This is a genomic window from Sporomusaceae bacterium ACPt (assembly GCA_041428575.1).
GTDB classification, from domain to species: domain Bacteria; phylum Bacillota; class Negativicutes; order Sporomusales; family Sporomusaceae; genus Sporomusa_D; species Sporomusa_D carbonis.
In genome coordinates this window covers 133,129-155,507 of the sequence record CP155570.1, presented here as the reverse complement: position 1 = coordinate 155,507, position 22,379 = coordinate 133,129, and the positions used below count along the sequence as shown (strand labels likewise).

Here is a 22,379-nt window from a genome sequence, read left to right as displayed (position 1 = left end):
CTACATCTTTGCTAACATCCATCATTTTATATAAATCAATGCCGGTGTCCGGCCTGTTCCAGCACTTTCTCAGGCGGCGCCATATGGAACATCATTTAAGTTTGTCTTTATATCCCAACCGTCTGGATATTTGCAATGCTGTTTTTACTAGGTTGATCGCAATATCATCCATTTTAGTATCCAGCAGGCGGTTGGATGGCCCCGAAAGGCTGATAGCAGCTATCACCGCTCCCTCACTGTCCCTTACCGGCGCCGCGATACAGCGCAGATCAAGTTCAAATTCCTCCATATCATACGCATATCCCTGCTCACGCACCTGACGTATTTGATGAATCAGACCTGCCAAGTCACCAACCGTATTCTCAGTATATTTTTTCAAAGTTTTACCGGCATACATACTGTCTATCTGGCGTTCATCCAGCCCTGATAACAGCACTTTGCCGACACCGGTACAATATGCCGGATTTCGACCGCCAACCTGCGATCTTATCCCAATCGAGCGTGGACCATCGACTTTATCTATATAAACAACTTCCTCGCCGGAAAGTACGGCGAGATGCGTTGTTTCCTGGTAATGGATTGACAGTTCTCTGAGATAGAGCAACGCGATCTCACGTAAATCGAGATTGGAAACATATGCCTGCCCCATTTCAAACAGCCTTATGCCAAGAGAATACTTGCCCGACCTGGGATCCTGACGCATATAACCGCATTTCTCCAAAGTGGCAATCAGACCGTGTACGGTGCTTTTGCTCATCCCCATTCCCCTTGCTTATCTCGGTCAAACCGGCGACATTGCCGTGTTCTGCCACATATTCCAGTGTCTTTAATGCCCGAAATAGTGATTGAATATATTTCTCACCTTCAGCGCTATTTTTGCCTGGCATTAAACACACCATCTCTGTTCTATATTGTCGACCCGTGTTCGGTTATTTATTTTTTGCATCTATTCTATATCGAAAAGAATATTCCTGCAGAATAATTTTACAAATCTGTTAAATCTGTTGCCCGAGCAGGCAGCCGGGATTTGATTTTGCAGAAGCAGTATTCAGAGGAGCTGTGCGAAACCTGCCGCCTGCTGGGTCCTTCTATATAGTATCCAATAAAGATTTACAGGCGTGTTGTTAGTATAAGCGTAAGTCAAGCGCCAGCGGTGGAGCGTTACTAACAACACGCCTAGAAAAAAATCTTTATTGGATTTCATATAGTAAGTTCCAACGAACCCTGGAAAAGGAAGCAGAACAGATCCGGCGGATTACGACGAGAAAGAGCGGACAGCTAAGCAAGCCGAGTTGGATGAACGCTGGTATACCGGCGAGCGAATTGTAAAGGAAATTGCTCGGTGGAAGGGCCCCGCTAGCCTGCGGGCCTAAAACACGTGTAGTGCAAACTTGTAGGACCTGTGCTTGCGCTTATTTCAATATATGTTTGGGGGTTCACCGGAGCTGTCGCCCAGACCGTACTCATTGCCTATTCAGTTCCGACTGCAGTAAATACCGCTTTAATTGCGGTGGAATGTGACAGCTGTCAGAATTTTGCCTCTCAGACTGTAATAATGTCTACCATTTTTAGTGCTGTGACCCTTACATTGGCTATATATGCAGCCAGAATTATATTTCCGGTTTAAAATGACATAAGTAACAGCTTACGTCTAACATAACGTTTGCGTCTTTGTGGGATACTGGTGATAGCGGAGGTCACCATGTATGGATGCTGCATTAAAGGCCCACAAACGTAAAATATATGTTCATACGGCCAAAGGCGTATTTTTATTAATAATACTTATTATAAATTTCATATGCTTCTTTATCGGTGCAGTTTTTCATAACGAATTTTGTGTATTAAACACCAGGACCAGCTTTGTACGTTATAACCGTCTACAGGCTCGACTGGAACAAGGATTGAGAACCGGAGGCTGGCAAACTGTTAGCCTCTATTCTCGTTTTGGCTACATCCTTAAAGGTACCTTCCTTCCTAATCCAGTACCGTCAGATAAAACCGTCATCTTTGTCCACGGCATCGCCGCAAATCAACTTATGGGACTGCCTTATTCAGAGATGTATCTCGATAAGGGCTATAACATCCTGATCTACGACTCCCGGGCCCATGGAGAAAGCGGCGGTTCTTGCACAACATGGGGATATTATGAGAAGTATGACCTCGACCAATGGGTTGACTGGTTGGAAAAGAAGTATCCTAACGGTGTTATTGGCGTGCATGGTGTATCAATGGGCGCTGCTACAGCATTAATGCATGCATCACTAAATGAGCCTTCCAAACGGGTAAAATTTTATATTGCTGATAGTGCCTACAGTGACTTAGAAGATTTGCTAACCCAACAGATTACCGCTCTGGTAAAATCCCGCTACCCGCTATGGGTACTCACCCTAATAAAATATTGCAGTGTAGTGGCATATATTCAATCCCGTTTCTCCTATGCGGATGTTTCGCCGCTTCGCGCCGTGAGTCATGTAACCACCCCTGTTTTATACCTCCATGGTGAATCTGATACCCTTGTACCCGCCGGAATGAGTGTACAACTATATGCAGCCACAAAAGGCTACCGCGAAATACATATTTTCCCCAACGTAAAGCACGGAATGGCCATTTTGGACCGCAGATATGAATACCAAGAGACAGTCACTCACTTCCTAAACTCAATCCCCGAATAGCGGCCCATTTACCAATCCGCCTGATTGTCAGGCCTCTCTGCCCCCAATTTTTCCATTCTTCTTATGCATAACAAAATTATTCACAATCAAGCCGGCTTCCAAGGTACCCCTGGCACATGTTTTACATAATATACTATACGGATAGTAATAATCACTTTCAATTTAATCAGAAGGATGGTAACGCAATGAGAAATCATCTACAATTAGGATTTCCGCTAGGGGCGGCCGTATCTGTTGTAACTGTCACAGGTACAGTGTTTGTCGGACGGATTATCGGGGGAAATCGGTGACCGTAAATGTAACGAGATGTCGTCGCAATCAACCTGGACTTGATTGAATCAATCGGCCCTGTATCTGCCGCATAAACTCCTTGCCAGCCTAACTTTCTAAATTCGTACTTTCATACCCTGTCACTCTTTACACAGTTCCCACATCTACCTTAATTTTGCGTGAACGAGGGAGACCTGGCTGCAAAAGAAAAACAGCTATTAACTTAAAAGTTAATAGCTGTTTTTCTTATATGGCGGAGTGGCAGGGATTTGAACCCTGGCGGGCCTTGCGACCCCTAACGATTTAGCAAACCGTCCTCTTCAGCCACTTGAGTACCACTCCGTGTGCTTGAGCTTAACATATTAGATTATAGCAGGTGCGCCACGTTACGTCAAACAGTAAATAATGGCGGAGGGGGTGGGATTCGAACCCACGGTCCCTTGCGGGATCACTGGTTTTCAAGACCAGCTCCATAAACCACTCGGACACCCCTCCGTGTCCGGCACATTTAGTATTATAGCAAACGGCCAAAGGGCTTGTCAACAAAACAAGCCCCGGTAATTTTATCTATTTTGAAAATACTAATCATTATTTGCGGCCTGTTGAAGGTCGGTTTCAAGCTCACGGACTATTTGCGGTAAGTCGCGCAAAAGTTCGTCAAGCTCTTCCTGGGTTAAAGTTATATCAAACTCAGAACTTACAGTCATATTCTCCACCCTCCCTTACTTTTCAACCCTTTCCTCACCTTCGGCTGGTAACGGCAATACAATAATACATAGAATTGTATGTTTAGTATCATTATAGCACAGATCAGTTTGCCCCATGCTAACCCCAAGTAAAGATACGGTTAATTTTAAATAAAAAGGTTGACTAATAACGCAAACAGAATTATATTTTTTATATAGCTATTTAAAGATAATCAATAATATTTTAAAGGCAGGTGAGATAGATGGATGTAGACCGACCTAGTTGGCTTGTTTTATGCAAATTACTTAAAATTCGGGGAATATTCCATTTTTCTTACCTGATTAAATTTAGTCAGGCATGAATTTGTATTCCCCTAAAATTAAAGAGGGGGAACATCATGCTCAAAATTTATCGTAGTAATTGCACTCATCTTTATGAGCTTACTTTTCAGACGCTGGAAAAAGGCGCCTGGATCAACCTAATTAATCCCAATGCTGAAGAACTTGAACAAGTAGCGGCCGCCACCGGCACCCCGCTTGATTTTCTTAAAGCGGCACTGGACGAAGAAGAGCGTTCCCGTACCGAGCTTGATGAGAATCATATACTTGTCATTACCAACATTCCCATCATGCGCGGCAACGATATTTATGATGCCCTGCCGCTGAGTATTATCCTTACTCCTGAATATATTATTACCGTATGTTTGGAAACTAACGAAGTTTTGGCCGACTTTAACCCTGAAAACCCACGGGCTTTCAGCACCTTTAAAAAGACCAGGTTTTTATTTCAAATCCTTTATAAATCGGCTACATTGTATCTAAAGTACCTAAAACAAATTAACCGCCGTACTGATGAAATTGAGCGGTATCTGCGCCGGTCAATGCAAAACGAAGAAATATTTCAACTCCTGGAACTGCAAAAAGGTTTAACCTACTTTGCCGCTTCCCTGCGTTCCAACGGCATTGTGCTGGAAAAGCTCCTGCGTCTCCGTTCGACCAGCCAGGTCCAGCATCTCATTAAAATATATGAAGAGGATGAAGACCTCTTAGAAGATGTTATTATCGAAAATAAGCAGGCTATTGAGATGGTTGAGATGTATAGCCATATCTTAAACGGCATGATGGATACTTTTACTTCCATTATATCTAACAATCTGAACAGAGTTATGAAATTTTTGGCGTCAATGACCATCATTTTAGCCATCCCCACCATGGTCTCAAGCTTTATGGGTATGAATGTCGATGTTCCTTTTGGCGTAAACGGCGGCTTTGTCTATACCTTGCTGTTTGCCGCGCTGGTTACAGCACTTAGTGCTTTTGGCCTGTGGCGCAAAGGTATGTTTTGAAACGATGTATATAAAACAAATGAAACCCCGGGAAAAAACAGCCCCGGGGTTTTCATTTGTTTAATCGTCAATCACTATTGTCCACACCCGGTAGGGACCGTGCACACCGACGGAAAGATCCATCTTGATATCGGACGTGCGGCCAGGCCCGGTAATAAAGTCTACCGCACAAGGCATCCGGCCTTTTCCCTGGCGTTCAATCAGGAAATTCGGTTAAATTTTCATGCTATATAGTATCCAATAAAGATGTACAGGCGTGTTGTTAGTATAAGCATAAGTCAAGCGCCAGCGGTGGAGCGTTACTAACAACACGCCTAGAAAAAAATCTTTATTGGATTTCATATATATAGTATCCAATAAAGATGTACAGGCGTGTTGTTAGTATAAGCGTAAGTCAAGCGCCAGCGGTGGAGCATTACTAACAACACGCCTAGAAAAAAATCTTTATTGGATTTCATATAGTATTTTTCCAGAGCAGGAAAATAGTCCTAGTAGGCGAAATATTAATAAATCATAAACAAATATGGAGAGGATGGTCCCTTGTGACAAAAAAGCCCCTTAGTCTTGTCCTTATCGGGTTCTTTTTATTCTCCTGCTTATTGGGAGTATTTAGCCCATCTCCCGCAATGGCCGGCGCTAAAAAGCGTATCGGCGTAGTAGACTTTGAAAATGCCTCACAGATTTCCGACCGTGCCATGGGCCGTGGCATTTCCGACATCTTAGTCAATGAGCTTGTGAAAAACAAATCCTATCAAGTAGTTGAGCGGGAACAGCTCCGCGCCGTACTTGCTGAGCAAAGACTTGGCGCGACCGGCGCGGTTAATCCGGCAACTGCCGCCCAACTGGGCCAGCTTCTAGGTCTTGATTACCTGGTCGTCGGCAAAATTGTCGAAGCCGGAGCCCAGCAGATAAACTTGTTTGGCTTGGCTACCCAGACTGAGGTCAAAGTGGTACTGTCGGTCCGTATGATCGACGCTACTACCGGCAACATTCTTTGGGCTGAACAATCTGAAGGTTCTGTTAAAATGGGCGCTCTCAACGATAAAGACGGCCGCACCATCTTTGCCCAGGGCCAGAGTAACTCTGCGTTCTCGGAAGCTGCCCGCAAGGCGGTAGCAAAAGTGGTTGATAAAATCAATGAAATGAACCCGCTTGAGGGATTTGTCGTTCAAGTTTCCGGCAGAAAAGTGTATATTGATCTTGGCCGCGAACAAGGCGTACAGCCTGGGCAATCCTATGTAGTTTTTCGCGAAGGCAATGTGATCACCCATCCGGTAACAGGCAAGATTCTTGGCGCAGAAAAGTACGACATTGCAACAATTAAAATTGTAAGCGTAGACAATGATATGTCTATTGGTGAAGTGCAAGGCTCAGCGCTTGGCCTGCAAGCCGGCGATAAAATCAGAAAGAAATAGCGTCTATGATGTTTTTTAGGTGGTGAGAATGTGAACAGGGTCTGGCTTACTCTGGTGGTCGCCTGCCTGGCGCTCCTTTTATGCACACCGCTGGCATGGGCTAAGGAAGTTACCGTCCAAGGCTATGGTCTAACACGCGACGAAGCCATTAATGATGCCCTACGTAATGCTGTTGAACAGGCAGTCGGTACACTGGTCGACTCACAAACACTGGTACAAAACTCCGAAGTAGTTAGGGATGAAATTTATACCAAGTCCCGTGGCTTTGTCCAGGATTGGACCATCGTCAACGAACAAAGAAGTGCTGGCCAAACGGTAGTAACTGCCCGCGTACAGGTTGACACCAGCCCTAATTCTAAACTAATGGGGCAGCTGCAACGTTTGAAACTGATTGAACAAGGCTTGAGAGACCCACGTATTGGCGTAATTATTCCCGAATATTATATCTCGGCTCGCATACCTGACCCTGCCGGGGAAACAGCGGTTGTAAAAAAACTGATTGAAGCCGGCTTTTCTCGCATGGTTGATCCCCGTCAAATTCAGAGTATCCGCTACACCAACACCGTCAAGTCTATACTGCAAGGCAATCAAAGTGATGCCATCGCCTTTGCCAGCAGTTACGGCATAGATTACTTAATTGTCGGTGAGGCCTTCAGCCAATATGCCGGCAACCTTGAAGGCAGCGGAGTTTATTCCTGCCGCGCCCGGATTGAAGCCAAACTTATCAAGGCTGACACCGGAGAAATTATTGCTACCAACGGGTTTCATGCCGGCGGCGTCGATATTACCGAGTTTACCGCTGCTAAAAAATCGTTAAACAATGCCGGTGAACTTATGGGTGATTATATGGTTCAGCAGCTCATGGCCCTTGCCAGTAACCCGGAAAAAGGCCTGCAACTGGTAGTCAGAGGCCTTACCAGTTATACCAAGGTAAGCATATTGGAAAATGAACTCAAACAAATCCGCGGCGTAAAAAATGTTTTTATTCGTGGTTATAACGGTGGCATTGTCACCATTGATATTAACTATACAGGAGCCCCCAAAACTCTGGCCAACGAGCTGGAAAAACTCAGTAGCATCAACCTGGCTGTCACTGATATAACTAACAGTGGTATTCAGGCTCTGATGAAATATTAAGACATTAATTAAAGGAGGATACCACATGTTCAAGAAATCTTTGGTTTACCTCACCATTTGCACCCTGCTGCTTGCCGGTCTGCCAATGGTCGCTGGCGCAGTAACCGTCAATACGAACGTAAACGTATCAGTAACCGCAGTTGACCAGCTTGGCGCTAACGGCTCCATTAATTGGGATGAAGGTGTCATTGAAGCTGTTGGCACAGGCGTGCCGTCAAGCGCTGCCAAATCCCCGGCCCAGGGCCGGCTTATGGCCAGACGGGCGGCCATTGTTGACGCGCAGCGCAATCTTCTTGAATCCATTGAAGGTGTAAAAGTTACTGCCGAAACTACCGTCCAAAACTTCGAAACCACCAATGATACCGTAAAAACTCAAGTTACCGGCATAGTAAAAGGTGCCAAAATTGTCAATGAACAGCAACTGCCTGATGGCAGCTATCAAGTGACCATGCGCATTAATCTGTATGGTAAAGGCAGTCTGGCCGAAATAATCACCGATGCTACCAAACCGGCCACTCCTGTTCCCTTACCCAGTCCTTCCCCTGCTTACACCCCGGTCGCACTCCCGGTTTACACCGGGCTGGTCGTTGACGCAACCGGTCTTCCGCTCGTTCGCGCTATGTCCCCGGTAATCTTCGACGATAGCGGTCGCGCCATCTATGGTCATGTCAACATCATTCCTGAATACGCTGTATCTCAAGGTATGATTGATTACATGGCCACTCCTGAAGATATCAGAGCGCTTGAACTTGGCCAATCCCGTGCCGGTACCACACCCATAGTGGTCAAAGCAATTGGCCTCCGCGACAATGATGTAAATATCATCATCAGCCAAGCTGACGCCGATAAGGTACTAGCCGCCAATGCTCAAGGCAACTTCTTGCCCAAAGCCATGGTTTGTGTAAAACAATAGTTTCGCAACGTTTAACAAACAGGCGGCTGCCACTCTATGGCAATACCGGTCTTCAATCATTGATACCACCCATTGATCCTGCTGAAAGCCAAGACCTCCAAAACCTTAACCTGATCATCTCCAAAGTTATATTAGAAAAACCCGGCGACTCGGCTGAGCTTATTAATGATGAGCTAACCATTAATCTCACGCAACCCTGACATTATCATCAGGCTGGACGCTGCCGGCAACAATGAAACCATGTGCGCAATTGCCACTGTTGACGTTACTCCCAACGGTCAACTTAAATTCACTCGCCACGGTACCTATTTTACCGACCACGAACGCCTCGACCGCGCCTTCGGTTGGGGCTTTACCTGGAAAGAAGCAACTAAATGAAAATAGGCTGCTCTTGGGGCGAGCAGCCTATTTTCATTTATAAAACTTTCTTATCCCCAAGCGTCTAGCTTAATTTGACGTCCCAAACCAAAAGCGTACAGATACTGTTCCTTGACCGGACGCCCAAGAATGCGTTCAACAGCAACAGCGTACATACTAAGTTGAGCGGCGTATTTGGCGGCAATTTCCTGTTCTGAAGCCGCCCGGTCGGTTTTGTAGTCAATAAGCACCAGACCATCAGCTTCGGCAAATAAGCAGTCAATTACACCCTGTACAAAAATATGCTCACCGCAGTCAATAAGATCAGGATAAAACTTCTCAGCCGGCAGCATCAGGCTAAACGGCAGTTCCCGCCATACCTCACGGGCTTTAACCAGGCGCTGACCAATACTGGAGGCAAAAAACGCGGTAACTGAGCCGGCATCAACTTCTGATGCCTGACCGGGAAGTAAAAGCTGCCTTTCTTCTAAAACCCTTACCTGTTCAGCAACAGCGGCTTCCGTAAGTTCTCCGGCCAAATTAATATGCTGCATGACAGTATGCATCATAATCCCATATTCAACCGGCGTTAGTCCTGACTTGACCTGCAAAAAGCGGGGCCGGGCATGTATAGCCGGCAAGCTGAACATGGGCTGGGCCTCCGAATCCTCCGCTTCCACCGGTTCAAGACGCCGCTTAATCTCCGACACCGCCAGCTTGGCCGGTTTGCTGACGGCTGCCGCACAGCCATATTCCCAGCGTAAAATATTGTCTACCCAGGCGGTGCCGGTACCACAGTCGACCGGTTCCAGCCGGCGCACAGCAGCCAAAAGGGCGTCGTCAGCCTGATCCTCCTGGACCATTGGTTTAATATCGGCAGCGCGATATATTCTGACATCCCAGGCTGACGGATGACTTGCCAACACGCCAACCGGCTGGTTATTACAACCGCCATACTGTCTGAGTGCTTGACCGTCGGCATGCCGAGCCACAGCCATCCCGATCCAGTCGAGATAATTCTTAGCCTTTATTACCCGGTACGCCGGCAGTTTTCCAGCCTGGTCGCCAACATCACGGCCCCAGTCAGCGCATTTCTGCGACAACTTATTGGCCGAACCGATAAGTATCAGTTTTTCCCGGGCGCGGGTCAAGGCTACGTACAAAATCCTAAGCTCCTCAGCTTTAGTCTCAAGTTCAATCTTATGTTGAATACCCCAGCGGGCTGGGGTCGGATAACGAAACCTAAGTTCAGGCAGCGTAACGTACGGGCCTACACCCAGTTCCTTATGGCACAGTACCAATGCGCTAGTGTCCTGCATATTGAAGTTTTTACCAGTGTCGGCAACAATTACTACCGGAAACTCCAGCCCCTTACTCTTATGGATACTCATGACGCGGACAACGTCCTCACTCTCACCCAGCGCCCGTGCTACCGATAAGTCAGATTCCTTGTCCTTCAACCGTTCAACAAACCTCAAAAAGCGAAACAAACCACGAAAATTGGTGGCCTCATACTGGCGCGCCCGGTCAAACAGCGCCCGCAGATTAGCTTGTCTGAGTACACCGCCCGGCATACCGCCCACATAGTCATAGTAACCGGTGTCATGGTAAATCCGCCAGATAAGGTCAGCCACACCTTTACGCCGCGCCAGGCTGCGCCAGACCGCTACTCTGGAAACAAAGGCGACTATTTTGCCGGAAGCTGTCTCAGCCCGGCTATAGGCCTTTACAGCTTCCCAAAGGCTACCTTCCGGCTGACACAACCTGAGTTCAGCCAACTCATCGCCGCTCAGCCCGACCAGCGGCGACCTAAGCACAGCAGCCAGCGGAATATCCTGACGCGGATTATCAATGACCTGTAAAAGCGACAACATAACTGCAATTTCAGTTTCAGCAAAATACCCTGAATCAAGCTCGGCGTAGCAAGGAATGCCGTTCTGCCGCAATATGTCCTGAAGTGCCTGGGCTTTTCCCTGTACCGACCGCAATAATATGACAATATCCCGGTACAGCAGCGGCCGGTAGCCCCCGCTTTGTTTATCAAATACGTAATATCCGCCGTTCATCAACTCATTAATGCGCCGGGCAATTACAACAGCCTCCTGTTCAAAGGCGCTTAATTCTTCTTCGGCCAATTGACTGTCAACTGACCGGCTATCATTATCTTCCGGCTCTTCCTCGTCCGCCTGGCTTGTAGTTTCCTCACTATCGCCGGCAGTTTCATCCTGGTCGATAATAATAAGCTCAACAGGCCCGCTCAAACTCGTCAATTCTGTCTCCGGGTAAGCGGGGCCGGGATTCAGTTGTTCGGCCTCGCCATAATCAAGTTCAGCCGTCTGCTTGGTCATAAGCTGGCAAAACAGGAAATTAGCCGCATGAAGTACTCCCGCCCGGCTGCGAAAATTCTGGCTCAAGTCAATGCGTTGGCAACCAGTGGCTTCGCCACTTTGGTACCGCTCGTATTTATCCATAAACAGTTCAGGTTCTGCCAGTCTGAACCGGTAAATACTCTGTTTGACATCACCGACCATAAATAAGTTAGGCCGCTCATCATTGGCAATAAGCTGGATAATTTCTTCCTGGACCCGGTTGGTGTCCTGATACTCATCAACCATAATTTCGCGGAACTTGGCCTTTAGTCTGCCGGCTACCTCCGACGGCCGGGTTTTTCCGGGCGAAGATTGGGGATCTCTTAACAAGGCCAGACATAAATGCTCCAAATCATTAAAATCAACCACACCTTTGCCTTGTTTGGCGGCCGAATATGCGGCTGCAAACTTTTTGACAAGGTTAACAAGAGCAGCAATCAGCGGCGCAACCTGCCGCAAATCGCTGACAAGTTGGCTCTGGCTTCGTTCAAAATAAGCCGCTTTAGCATCAGTCACGCGCTTTTTAGCTTTATTGCGCTGGCCTTGGAAATACTCCTTAACCTCTTTAGCCACTTCCTTGCCCACCGGTGCTATGCGGGGAAAACTTAAATCTGCCAGCGCTGCTGCCAGCGCGGTCCAGGAATGGCGGGCAGCGCTAATAAGATTGTCAATAAGGTTTATATCTTCAGCAAACGTCTGAGCATAGGCGGCCGGATTGCCCGGTTTGCCCGCCTCAATCATGAGCGCGGCCAGCGCTTGTCTGGCTTCTTCCCAGTCAAGCGTTAATTTGTCCCTCACCAGCCCCGACCAGGGCGTATCGTCATAGCTGGCCTCTAACGGCAAAGCAAAAGCGGCGGTCAAACTGTCAAGCCAGGCATCAGGCCATGGGTGACTGCGTGAAAACTCATAGAGTTTAAGCACCAGCCCGGCTAATGAATTGTCGCCGTCTTCATCGCCATAGTGGTCGATAAGTGCCAAAAATTCCGGATCATCCTGAGTATATCCTTCTTCAAAAACAGCCTCAAGCACATCACTTTTTATCAAGGTTATCTCGGTATCACTAGCGATCCGGAAATTAGGTTCGATATTAAGAAGGTAAAAATGCTGACGGACAAGACTTTGACAAAAAGCGTGCAATGTTGAAATACTAGCTGCATTTAATAACACCTGTTGGCGTTCCACATGGCGCCTAAGTTCAGGGTCGGCAAGTTCCGGCTTGCTTAGACATGCGGCTAGCGCTTCGCCAATACGGCTGCGCATTTCACTGGCGGCAGCATTGGTAAAAGTAACCACAAGCAGGCTGTCCACACTTAGCCGTTCGTCCGGGTCGGTTATACGGCGAATAACGCGTTCAACTAAAACCCAAGTCTTGCCTGACCCGGCGGCTGCCGCCACCAAGAGATTTTTATCCCGCGTTTCAATCGCTGCCTGTTGTTCAGGTGTGCACCGCACAGCCTCCGCCTCCTTTCCGCTGGCGCATAAGGTTAATAATGGTGGGAGCATCAAGTTTAGGAAGCGAAAAATAGTCATTTTCCGGCAAATGCCGGTCAAACTGGCACACCGGACGAAAGGCGCAATAGCCGCACGGCGTAGCTTTCTCCAGGCGGTAGGGCCTGATGGCCGTTTCCCCAGCCAGAATGTCTTTGGCTATAGCAATAAGTTCCTGCTCCACATGGGATAAAAGTAACTTAAATTCGTCCTCTGTTTTAAGCTTGTCCAGACAGCTTTCATAAAAGCCGTTTTTGCCAAGCCCAAGCTTAAAAAACTCCGACCAGCCATTAAGTGTCTCTTCCAGAAGCCCGATAACGTTAACATCAGCTAACAACCAGCCTGGCATTTTTAGTTTGCCGTTAATTTCTTTTTCAATCTGCTCGGCAGTCTTGATGGTTGCTCCTGACACCACCGGATTTTTTAAAAAATAATAAAGAATTCCGGCAGGCAAACAGGTATCGGTTCCTGCAAGTTTGCTGACGGCAACCAGTAAATAGGTTAAGAGTTGTAGTCTGAGACCATAATAAACTTCAGCCAGACTAAGCCACGCCCCGCCTGATTTGTAGTCAATGACCAGCACGTATTTTTGTCCTGCATGCTCGCCAACATCCAGCCGGTCAATCTGTCCGGCCACTTCCACCGCACCGTCAGGCAAAACAAACGATAACGGCGGCAAGGCACTCTGCCGCCCGAAAGCCTGCTCTAAAGCCAGGGGTTTGAATTTGCTCACCTGCGCCCACGCAACCAGGCGGCTGACCGCCCGGACAGCCCGCCGCGTAAGCCTTATTACCAAATGTTCATGCTGCTTGCTGCTCAAAAGTATCTCATTCTGCAGCCTAGGCGCCAGTCCGGTCACAATATCAGAGCACATATCTTTAATTTGCTCTTTACCGACGTCACCCCAGCTTTGACCGCGCTCAGCCAGCCTGTCGCCGAACTCTTTCAGCACGGCGTGTAAAAATTGGCCTAAATCAGGAGCTTTCAGTTGATATACAGCCCGCTCTTTCAGCTCCAAGCCATACTGGACAAAATGCTTGAACGGGCAGGCGCGAAAGCTTTCAAACCTGGTGACGCTGCCGCGCAAGACGCCGTTTTTTAAATACAAGCCCTGTGACAAATCCTTGCTTAACCGGGTAAGTTGATTGTAGTGAAACAATCCGGCCAGTGCAGTATTAAGCTGGCCACGCAAGTTTTCTTGCCCCAGGGCCCAGTTATAGACATCCCACCATGCCGGGCTGATACGACCGGTATGCCGGTACAGCCTGAGTGCCCCGGCTAACGCCGCCAGGGCTCGCTCCGGCCGGGCCAGGTATTCAGCTTCCCGCCCGGGTGGCGGTTCAACCGGTAATGAAGTTACCGCTATGCCGGTAATTTCTTTCAAGTATTTGATGACAGGTGATGGCGACAGCGCCTTGCCCTCAGCGTCAGCTAACGGATAGCTCACCCATAATCGCCTGCTGGCGCGGGTAAAAGCTGTATATACCAAAAACTGCTCGGCAAAAGTATCAGCCGCCGCCCCGCCACCAAGCTCAAGCCCCAGGGATAGGAGCACAGCCCGTTCATTGTCGCTTAAAAGTCCTTCGTCCCGCCGCCGTCGCGGCAAAGCGCCATCATTAACTCCGGGAACAAAAGCTGCCTTTATTTTGAGCCGTCTGGTACGTTCGAGCGCCGCAATTGTCACATAATCAAGACCGGGTGGAATAAGGCTAAGTTTGGTTCCTTCCAGCCCTTCACTGACAATAGCGGCAAAATCCTCAAGCGTCAGCAACTGATCAGCAAAGGTATCGACAATTTGATCGAACAGTTCAACTACTTTCGGCCACATTTGCCGGTGTTCCCTGGCTTGTTCCAAATCGCCGGCTTCCTCAGCGGCTGCTGCCCATACTTCGAGAGTGTCCGGCGTCTTTAAATCTATCAGGAATTCGTATACCGCCTGAACCAGTTCCAGTGGCGATACGCCCTGCCGCACCGCCGGGGCCAGCCTCCCGGACAGTTTTACCAGTCCGGCGGTAGCCTGGCGGCGAATGGTGTTGATACGGCACAAAAACTCTTGCTCGTTGGCATTAGGTTCCTCTTGGACCCACTCATCTTCAGACAGCGAATAACGCCTGCGAAAAACCCAGGATTCGGGATTTGTCCATCGCGAACCGCGAATACCAAACTCAAGGCAGTAGTTTTCCAGGATGTCGACCTCGTCCCGCGTCACGGGAAATAAGTCGGTTTTAAGGCAGCGAAAAACCGGCTCATAGCTCCATTTCTCGAGGACAATGTCCAGAGCCGAACGCACCAGTTCAGCCAAAGGATGGTGTACTGCCGGCCGGCTATTATCGCTAAAGAACGGAATATTATAATCGGCCAGTACAGCAGCCATGAGTTCAGTATAACTGTCTGTGTCACGGATAAGGATGGCCATGTCCCGCCACCTAAGCCCTTCTTCGCGGCTTAACCTGATCATCTCACAGGCGATTGCCTCAGCCTCAGTCCGGGGGTTGGCCGCCTCAGCCAAAATAAACCCGCCGGTATTGCCGGCTATAGTTTGAGCGGTAGTATTCCTGCCGGTAAAAAATCGCTGTTCAATGGCAGCCAGTACCGGCTCCTCAAACCGGTGCGGAATAACAAGCTCTTCCTGACTTACCGGAACTTTTAAGTTTGCTGCCAGTTGCCGGAGTTTATGATATGTTTCCCACTGGCGGTGAAATAAGGCCTCTTCACGCGAGTTGAAGCCGTTGTCAGGTTGATCAAGACACAAAGTAACCGTCACTGTCCGGGCGGTTTGCAAAATAGCTGCCAGCACGGCATATTCCTGGGGTGTAAACCAAGTAAATCCGTCCAGCCACACTTCAGCCTGGCGCAGGAGACGGGCCTCAGGAATTTTTTCCGCCAGCAAGCTAAGGTAGTCTTCAGGATCAATATAGCGCCCGGCTAAAAAATCTTCAAACCCCTGGTACAACAAGGCTAAGTCATGCACTTTTCCCGCCAGCGCCCCGCTCCCCAGCCGCTCATGGTTATTGGCAATTGTACTAAGCTGTGTTGGAGAAATCCCGTATGCCTTGAATTCTTTGACCAAGCCCTCAATTGTTTCGGCAAAGCTTTTTTCCGACGCCGCCCGCCCTAACAGTTGTAAATGATTCTTATGTTCCATAAGCAACCGGCTAAATACCATGCGTTTACCAAGTTCGGAAATATGGGGCCGAACAGCGCCGCCTGTCTCATTCAAAACCCGGTGGGCCAGACGGCGGAACCCGAGCACATGAGCCCGGACAAAACCACCTGTTGGGCAAGCCGCTGCCAGCGCCCGTTCAACTTCATAAGTAACCTGCTCGGGAACAACAAAAATAAGAGGCCGGCCGTCAGGCGACTCGGCCAGCCGTGATACTATTTCATTAAAGCACTGCTGCGTTTTGCCATAGCCGGCCCGGCCCAAAATAAGTCTGAGCTTCATGTACCGTTCCTCCCATAATGCTTTTCAATGATCTTACAAAATATATCGACGAGTTCCGGATCAAACTGACTGCCGGCTTGCTTCCGGAGTTCGGCAACAGCTAACTCCGGCGACATGGCGGTACGGTACGGACGATTGCTGGTCAGGGCGTCGTAGGCATCAACAATTGCCAGTATCCGGCACTCAAGGGGAATTTCCTCGCCTTTAAGGCCAAGGGGATAACCGTTGCCGTTCCACCATTCATGGTGCTTTAAGATAAAATCAGCAATCGGAATCAAGTCGGAAACCGACTGGGCAATCCGGTAACCGATATCAGCATGGCGCTGCATGGCCACATGCTCCTCCGGTGTCAGTTGACCTTGTTTAAATAGAATCCGGTCAGGAATGCCCACCTTGCCAATGTCGTGAAACTGCGCCAGCAGCCTGATATCACTCACCCGCCGTTCCGATAGGTTAAGCGCCAGCGCTAAATTGGTCGCCAACTCTTGCATCCGGTCGCCATGACCCTCGGTAATAAAATCCCGGACCTCAAGCGCTTTCACTAGCGCCTTAACCATGGCACTGCGCGTGCTGCGGCTCCGGTGCAGTTTCACCCGATACATATTGTCGTCAGCCTGCCGGAAAATCTCTATCATATTCATTGTTTCAGCCGTACCTGCGGCGCCAACGGCAAAACCGATAGACATACTGAGAGGCAATTCCAGGTGGGCGGCGTTATAGGCATCAACAGCAGTACGGATATGACCGCAGACGCTTTCTACCAGGGTAACACCTGTCTGTGGCAGCAAAACAGCAAATTCATCCCCGCCGATGCGGGCTACAATATCGCCTGCGCGCACACTGCCTTTAATAATTTTAGCAGCCGTATTAAGCAGTAAATCACCTTGCTCATGACCTAAAGTATCATTAATCAGTTTAAGGCCGTCAACATCACACAGGATAATGCCTACCGGGGTTTGTCCGGAAACCTCAAGCCGGCTCATCTCCTGTTTGAAAAAAGTCCGGTTATATAGACCTGTCAGCGCATCATTAAAACTAAGATTAATAAGCTTTTTTTCCATTTGTCTGCGGTCAGTAAGTTCTTGTTGGAGGGCGGTATATAACCTGGCGTTGGTAAGCCCGATAGATGCTAAATCGGCAAACCGGCTGAGCACAGCTACTTCTTCTTCACCAAACTCTTTAGGCTCAATATACGCCAAACCGATAATTCCTACCAGTTTGCCATCGGCCTTGAGCGGCATTCCCATTACGGCATTGGGAATTTCATATTGAAGGCCTTGTTTACGGTTTGGCCAGTCAGGATAATTATTGGCAATACATTTCTCCCCGCTAACAATTACCTGCCCCATAACTCCGTCTGCCGGAGTAACAACCATACCTATATGCTGGGTATAAAAACCGGTAGCCACTTTGAGAATCATGTTGCCGGAGGTTTCATCAGCAAGCGCAATATATCCATGCTTGGTGCCAACAAGGTCTCCCGCCCGTCGCACCGTACTTTCAAGTAGTTCCTGGATATTGAGATGATTCATAAGTGACAGCGCTGTATCATGCAAAGCAGTTAAATAGGTATTCTGGCGGAATATATTGGCTTCAACCTGTTTACGTTCGCTAACGTCCCGAACAATTGCCGTAATACAATCCTGCCCGTCTATCTGTAAAGGAAAAACCCGGACATCAACAGGCACCCGCGTACCGTCCTTGCGGATAGCACCGCTGCAAAACCATGTACCGCGTGAAGCTATTTCCTGCCCATTAACCTTTTTTACAGGCTGTTGGTCAATAAGTTCAGGCGCCACTAAGTCGTAAATATTCATCTTGGCAAGTTCATCCCAGGTATAGCCTAATAATTCGCAGGCTGCAGGATTGACGTCCATGACCCGGCCGCCATCCAGTGTTCCAATAAATATTGCATCATCCGCGGCAAGAAAAATTTGGCGGTATTTATCGGACATTCATCATCCCTGTCTTTCGCAAAATTCCAGTTCTGTTTGCCAACAATTGCAATAAATATTCGCCGCTGCCAAATACCTTTCCTGCTGACTACACAAATCTACAATCCCTCATACATTCGGTTGAGAATTACCGTCATTTGTTCAACTGACACCACCACAGGGTTGACACGGGTAGAACCTTTAAGACAGTTGTCAACTAAAGCGGCAAAACCATTTTCGAATGCGGCCCGGTTAACACCTGCGCTGCCAAGGCCGGCCGGGATGTTAAGCACCTGGTTGAGTTCTTTTACGGCAGTAATAAAGCCCTGCCAGCCGCTTTTGCCGATACTCCTGGCCAGTTCGTCCAGACGCGCAGCTACCGCTTGATCCTGCGCGTTAAATTCCAGCGCATACGGCAGCGCAATGGCGTTTAAAAGGCCATGACCCAGATTAAATTTGCCCCCCAGCGCGTGGGAAATGCCATGAGCCATCCCTAAACCGGTATTATCGAATGCCAGACCGGCAATACTCTGATAGTGATGGACTTTTTCCCGGCTCTCAATGGTTTTGTCCTGATAAGAAACAGGCAGCCAGGTAAACAGACCGGCTACCGCCCCCTTGGCCAAAACCTCGGTAAAATCGTCCAGATTCCTGTTGATGTAACACTCCACAGCATGAGTAAGAGCATCCATACCGGTCTCAGCCACAACATGAGGCGGCATAGTCATCGTGATATCGGCGTCAAGTATCGCCATATCCGGGATAAACGCCGGAGTTTTAAGGCCAATTTTGAGCTCAAGTTCGCGAAAAGTAATGACAGCCGCTCTGGTTACCTCTGCGCCCGTTCCTGAGGTCGAAGGAATGGCAATAAACTTTAAATTTTTCCGGGCAAGTGGTAATTCACCTGCCTGCGCTTTAGCAAAGTCCAGCTCAGGATAGTCATAGAACAAACCCATAACTTTAGCGGCGTCAATAGGCGAACCGCCGCCTACGGCAATCAGCAAATCGGGCGCAAATTGGCGCATTTTTTTTAGGCCGTCAAGTACCGCCTGAGTATCGGGATTTTTGCCAATACCACCGTAAACAACTGTCATGCACCCGGCATTTTTAAGAAGTGATTCAATTTTTGCAATTACCCCGCTGGTCTGCATAGCGCTGCCACCGGTAACAATAAAAGCCCGCCTGGCCTTAACCCCGGCAAGTTCGGCAATTGAACCCCGGCCGGTAATAATGGTCTGACCACCCAACATTAATTTTTTCATATAAAATACTCCCTTCAAAAATTACGTATTGTAAATAATTATAGAAAACATGTGAAAAAACCTGCCGGAAACAGTAACCCGTACAAGCCTACGACCAGTACGGGTTGTGTCTTTGTTAAAGCTATATTATTGCGGTTTTTTGCCAAACCATTTTTCATAGATTTTAGCATATTCACCATTTTGCTTAATTTCATCCAGAGCTTTGTTAATTTTTCGGGCCAGTTCAGTGTTTTTCTTAGCCACTGCCACACCGTACTCTTCGGCATTTAATACTTCGCCAATCAATTTGGCATCTTTACTGGCGTTTTTCGCCAGGAAATATTCGTTTACCGGCAAGTCATTAACAACAGCGTCAGCACCACCGGCTTTCAGTTCAAGAAAAGCTTCAGATGCGCTGTTGAACTCACGAATTTTAGCGTCTTTAATTTTTTTAGCTTGTTCGGCGCCGGTAGTGCCGATTTGCACGGCAATTCTTTTGCCTTCAAGGTCTTTAAAGCTCTTAATGGTATTATTGTCGGCTTTAACTACGATGGACAAACCCGATTTATAGTACGGTTTGGAAAAGTTGACCTTTTGAGCCCGTTCTTCGGTAATGGTCATGGCTGATGCTATTACGTCAATTTGGCCGCTTTCAAGCGCAGGAATGAGTCCGTCAAAAGCGGTATTGACGATTTGCACTTCAACACCCATTTGTTTGCCCAGGGCTTTCATCAGGTCAACGTCAAAACCTACATAATCTTGACTCTTCTCGTCCTGGAACTCAAACGGCGGGAAGGTAGCCTCGGCGCCTACCTTTAACACTTTAGCGGCTGCCGGCTGGCTGGCTTGCTGCTGACCGCAACCGATAAGCCCCAAAGACAGAATCAACATAGTTAGGACAATAAAAGCAATTAGTTTTCTGGACATAATATATACCCCTTTCATCACTATACACTAACCTTTTATAATTATACATAATCTTGTATCCATAAGCCACTCTCGCCAATCACCGAATTAAAACGAAAAACAGGCGCATGCTTGCGCAGACGCCTGTCTTATCCCCTTTCCTAATAATTGCGTCAAAAATCTGACACTAGCCGCCGGCTGCCATAGGCACAAGCGTAATTATATCGCCGTCTACCCAATGCTATTAAATGGTAAATTATTGCTATTTACCGAGAATTTTCCCAAATTTAGTCCGTTACTGGCAGGTTTTTTTCAAGCTCCGTCGAAGAAAAATTCTATATAGATAATTTATTCCAAGAGGAAGTGGTTATATGTTTGATTGGAAAAATAACTATAGTTGCAATATTGCCGAAATTGACAAACAGCATAAACAGTTGTTTCATCTGGCTTCCCAGCTGTATGACATTGCCAAAGCCAGTGACGATTACGATTATTATGACGAAATTGTCCGGATTTTCAATGAACTCAGCGACTATACAGTGTACCACTTTAAATATGAAGAACAGTTGATGGACGACTACGGCTACGACTCTGAAGAAACTAAACGCCATAAATTTGAACACGCCGCGTTTGTTGCCAAAATGATTCAATTACAGAAAGAAGACCTGGACAAGAAGCAGAAAAAAATTCTCATGGACCTAATCATGTTCGCAACTGATTGGATTGAAAAGCATATTCTCCACAGCGATATGAAATATAAAGACTTTTTCAATAGCAAAGGTATTGTATAAACCCAATGAACAGTATTCTAAGCTGTGGTGCAATAATATCGGCAACTTCATTCATCTGTACCCCTCCGTCATGCTGCCAAGGCCATCACGCCTAACGCCACTTTTCCGCTAGGCCATCTGCGAATGTAAGGTAAAGATACTGATCTCGGCCGGACAGCCAATTCTTAGTGGCAGCCAGTGCCCGGTACCGGCGCTGACATAACCGTAAGAACGGTTAGCCTGAAACATTCCCTTCATATATTTATACTTGACAGGCAGTAGCGACATACCGAAAATAATTACCTGACCGCCATGCGTATGCCCAACCAGCGATAGCGGGACACCGGCGGCAAAAGCATTATCAAAAAAGTCAGGATGATGGGCCAATAACACGGTGAAAGCGCCGTCCGGAATCCCGCGCACAGCCTGGTCAAAATATTGCCGGCGTTTTTCCTCTACTTCAGTTTTGTTTTTACCCCAGGGATAGTCGACACCGGCGAAATATAACCCGTTTAGAACTGCCTGGTTCCGGTTTTCCAAAACGGTAATCGGGCTGTTATTTAGCGCCTTGCGGATACGGCCAATATCCCGGAAATACTCATGATTGCCCCAGCAATAGAAAATGCCTTGCGGCACCTGTGGCTGAAAGGCAGCAAGCCGTTCCATTGTTGGAACCAAAAGGTCCAAATCATCAACTAAATCACCGGTAATGGCCAACAAATCAGGCTGTTCATGTTTGACCATGGTTAATACCCGGTCAAGTTTATCCATGCCGAAAAACGGTCCAATATGGGTGTCACTTATCTGGGCAATTTTAAAGCCGTCAAGCGCCGGCGGCAAATGGGGAAAGTTTAATGCAAACCGGTTAACAACAATATTTATGTCTCCGGCAATAACACCGTAAGCACTGACAGCCAATGGTAATGCCGGTACAGCAGCAACTGCTCCCTGCAAAAATTCCCGGCGCGTTATCCCACCCGGCACTGGTGCTTCAACAGGTATTTCTGCTTCTTCTCCCGTCTCGGCCTCACGGCTTAACTTCCGCACCAGTAATCGCCCGGCATGGCCCACCATAAGAACAATCAGCATAAATACCAGGCCAATCATCCAAACATACGCGGCATAAATAAAGTATCTGAACCATTCGCCGGGAAAACCGCTTACAGGACGCAGCCACCGGCTGAAAATAAGAATAGCAACTGATAAAACAGTAACGACCCAATAGCTGAACCTGGCCTTTTTTCCGGCATACACCGGATGCCACTTGGGCAGTATCCTGTTTCCCAACCATGTTAACCCCAGCAAAAGCACTGAGAAAAAAATCATGGCATATAGTGACGGACCATGCTGCATAGTAGCCTCCCTGAGTGTTTTCTTCTAGCATACCTCATACCGTCATATTTGCCAATTGCCCGACAGGCTGTTCGAAA

At 47.9% G+C, this 22,379-nt stretch carries 18 protein-coding genes and 2 tRNA genes; 9 read left to right on the top strand and 11 right to left on the bottom strand.

The window, feature by feature from the left end; translation table 11 throughout:
* Positions 1-91: 91 nt before the first annotated feature.
* A complete protein-coding gene (locus SCACP_RS00640; RefSeq protein ID WP_425059528.1) occupies positions 92-763 on the bottom strand; it encodes an IclR family transcriptional regulator in 672 nt (223 codons plus the stop codon).
* A 639-nt stretch (positions 764-1,402) separates the two neighbouring features.
* On the opposite strand from SCACP_RS00640, the gene SCACP_RS00635 reads away from it, so the two are divergent.
* Both SCACP_RS00635 and SCACP_RS00630 read left to right on the top strand, forming a co-directional pair.
* Positions 1,403-1,627, top strand: a complete 225-nt coding sequence (locus SCACP_RS00635; protein ID WP_425059527.1) for a hypothetical protein — start codon at positions 1,403-1,405, stop codon at positions 1,625-1,627.
* 79 nt (positions 1,628-1,706) lie between these two features.
* A complete protein-coding gene (locus tag SCACP_RS00630; RefSeq protein WP_425059526.1) occupies positions 1,707-2,672 on the top strand; it encodes an alpha/beta hydrolase in 966 nt (321 codons plus the stop codon).
* 521 nt (positions 2,673-3,193) lie between these two features.
* On the opposite strand, the gene SCACP_RS00625 is transcribed toward SCACP_RS00630, so the two are convergent.
* From SCACP_RS00625 to SCACP_RS00615, 3 genes are all read right to left on the bottom strand, one after another.
* Positions 3,194-3,284 (bottom strand) — tRNA-Ser (locus tag SCACP_RS00625).
* 64 nt (positions 3,285-3,348) lie between these two features.
* Positions 3,349-3,437 (bottom strand) — tRNA-Ser (locus tag SCACP_RS00620).
* A gap of 86 nt (positions 3,438-3,523) precedes the next feature.
* A complete protein-coding gene (locus tag SCACP_RS00615) occupies positions 3,524-3,649 on the bottom strand; it encodes a hypothetical protein (RefSeq protein WP_425059525.1) in 126 nt (41 codons plus the stop codon).
* Positions 3,650-4,026: 377 nt separating this feature from the next.
* Here SCACP_RS00615 and SCACP_RS00610 point away from each other — a divergent pair, with 377 nt between their 5' ends.
* Positions 4,027-4,974, top strand: a complete 948-nt coding sequence (locus tag SCACP_RS00610) for a magnesium transporter CorA family protein (protein ID WP_425059524.1) — start codon at positions 4,027-4,029, stop codon at positions 4,972-4,974.
* Positions 4,975-5,034: 60 nt separating this feature from the next.
* On the opposite strand, the gene SCACP_RS00605 is transcribed toward SCACP_RS00610, so the two are convergent.
* Positions 5,035-5,175 (bottom strand): LUD domain-containing protein, encoded by a 141-nt coding sequence (locus SCACP_RS00605; protein WP_425061288.1) that lies wholly within the window; start codon positions 5,173-5,175, stop codon positions 5,035-5,037.
* 341 nt (positions 5,176-5,516) lie between these two features.
* On the opposite strand from SCACP_RS00605, the gene SCACP_RS00600 reads away from it, so the two are divergent.
* From SCACP_RS00600 to SCACP_RS00580, 5 genes are read left to right on the top strand one after another with little or no spacing between them, the layout of a single operon-like run.
* Complete coding sequence (locus tag SCACP_RS00600; protein WP_425059523.1) at positions 5,517-6,389, top strand: CsgG/HfaB family protein; 873 nt, start codon at positions 5,517-5,519, stop codon at positions 6,387-6,389.
* 30 nt (positions 6,390-6,419) lie between these two features.
* Positions 6,420-7,526, top strand: coding sequence for a hypothetical protein (locus SCACP_RS00595; protein ID WP_425059522.1), 1,107 nt, complete (start codon positions 6,420-6,422; stop codon positions 7,524-7,526).
* 25 nt (positions 7,527-7,551) lie between these two features.
* Positions 7,552-8,439 (top strand): LPP20 family lipoprotein, encoded by an 888-nt coding sequence (locus SCACP_RS00590; protein ID WP_425059521.1) that lies wholly within the window; start codon positions 7,552-7,554, stop codon positions 8,437-8,439.
* On the top strand, positions 8,424-8,639 hold the full coding sequence (locus tag SCACP_RS00585; RefSeq protein ID WP_425059520.1) for a hypothetical protein: 216 nt from the start codon (positions 8,424-8,426) through the stop codon (positions 8,637-8,639). Before SCACP_RS00590 ends, SCACP_RS00585 begins: the two co-directional genes overlap by 16 nt.
* A 40-nt stretch (positions 8,640-8,679) precedes the next feature.
* The gene (locus SCACP_RS00580; protein ID WP_425059519.1) at positions 8,680-8,817 is read left to right on the top strand and encodes a hypothetical protein; all 138 of its coding nucleotides are present in this window, start codon (positions 8,680-8,682) and stop codon (positions 8,815-8,817) included.
* A gap of 50 nt (positions 8,818-8,867) precedes the next feature.
* Here the strand turns inward: SCACP_RS00580 and addA are convergent, their stop codons facing one another.
* From addA to SCACP_RS00555, 5 genes are all read right to left on the bottom strand, one after another.
* A complete protein-coding gene (gene addA, locus SCACP_RS00575; RefSeq protein ID WP_425059518.1) occupies positions 8,868-12,617 on the bottom strand; it encodes a helicase-exonuclease AddAB subunit AddA in 3,750 nt (1,249 codons plus the stop codon).
* Complete coding sequence (gene addB / locus SCACP_RS00570) at positions 12,601-16,098, bottom strand: helicase-exonuclease AddAB subunit AddB (RefSeq protein WP_425059517.1); 3,498 nt, start codon at positions 16,096-16,098, stop codon at positions 12,601-12,603. Before addB ends, addA begins: the two co-directional genes overlap by 17 nt.
* Positions 16,095-18,053, bottom strand: coding sequence for an HD domain-containing phosphohydrolase (locus SCACP_RS00565; protein WP_425059516.1), 1,959 nt, complete (start codon positions 18,051-18,053; stop codon positions 16,095-16,097). The genes addB and SCACP_RS00565 overlap by 4 nt, the downstream gene beginning before the upstream one ends.
* A 98-nt stretch (positions 18,054-18,151) precedes the next feature.
* Positions 18,152-19,294: an iron-containing alcohol dehydrogenase gene (locus SCACP_RS00560; protein ID WP_425059515.1), complete on the bottom strand. Its 1,143-nt coding sequence runs from the start codon at positions 19,292-19,294 to the stop codon at positions 18,152-18,154.
* 126 nt (positions 19,295-19,420) lie between these two features.
* Entirely contained in the window at positions 19,421-20,200 is a 780-nt protein-coding gene (locus tag SCACP_RS00555) for a basic amino acid ABC transporter substrate-binding protein (protein WP_425059514.1), read from the bottom strand.
* 350 nt (positions 20,201-20,550) lie between these two features.
* Between SCACP_RS00555 and SCACP_RS00550 the strand changes: the two genes are divergently transcribed.
* Entirely contained in the window at positions 20,551-20,970 is a 420-nt protein-coding gene (locus SCACP_RS00550; protein WP_425059513.1) for a bacteriohemerythrin, read from the top strand.
* Between the two features lie 108 nt (positions 20,971-21,078).
* Here SCACP_RS00550 and SCACP_RS00545 read toward each other — a convergent pair whose 3' ends face one another.
* Positions 21,079-22,302, bottom strand: coding sequence for a metallophosphoesterase (locus SCACP_RS00545; protein WP_425059512.1), 1,224 nt, complete (start codon positions 22,300-22,302; stop codon positions 21,079-21,081).
* Positions 22,303-22,379: the final 77 nt, after the last annotated feature.

Excerpts from the sequence above, each read along its gene's own strand:
- SCACP_RS00580 (WP_425059519.1), top strand. The coding sequence starts at position 8,680 with ATGTGCGCAATTGCCACTGTTGACGTTACTCCCAACGGTCAACTTAAA.
- SCACP_RS00545 (WP_425059512.1), bottom strand. The coding sequence starts at position 22,302 with ATGCAGCATGGTCCGTCACTATATGCCATGATTTTTTTCTCAGTGCTT.
- SCACP_RS00560 (WP_425059515.1), bottom strand. The coding sequence starts at position 19,294 with ATGAAAAAATTAATGTTGGGTGGTCAGACCATTATTACCGGCCGGGGT.
- SCACP_RS00610 (WP_425059524.1), top strand. The coding sequence starts at position 4,027 with ATGCTCAAAATTTATCGTAGTAATTGCACTCATCTTTATGAGCTTACT.
- SCACP_RS00555 (WP_425059514.1), bottom strand. The coding sequence starts at position 20,200 with ATGTCCAGAAAACTAATTGCTTTTATTGTCCTAACTATGTTGATTCTG.
- SCACP_RS00590 (WP_425059521.1), top strand. The coding sequence starts at position 7,552 with ATGTTCAAGAAATCTTTGGTTTACCTCACCATTTGCACCCTGCTGCTT.
- SCACP_RS00565 (WP_425059516.1), bottom strand. The coding sequence starts at position 18,053 with ATGTCCGATAAATACCGCCAAATTTTTCTTGCCGCGGATGATGCAATA.
- addB (WP_425059517.1), bottom strand. The coding sequence starts at position 16,098 with ATGAAGCTCAGACTTATTTTGGGCCGGGCCGGCTATGGCAAAACGCAG.
- SCACP_RS00550 (WP_425059513.1), top strand. The coding sequence starts at position 20,551 with ATGTTTGATTGGAAAAATAACTATAGTTGCAATATTGCCGAAATTGAC.
- SCACP_RS00640 (WP_425059528.1), bottom strand. The coding sequence starts at position 763 with ATGGGGATGAGCAAAAGCACCGTACACGGTCTGATTGCCACTTTGGAG.
- SCACP_RS00630 (WP_425059526.1), top strand. The coding sequence starts at position 1,707 with ATGGATGCTGCATTAAAGGCCCACAAACGTAAAATATATGTTCATACG.
- SCACP_RS00615 (WP_425059525.1), bottom strand. The coding sequence starts at position 3,649 with ATGACTGTAAGTTCTGAGTTTGATATAACTTTAACCCAGGAAGAGCTT.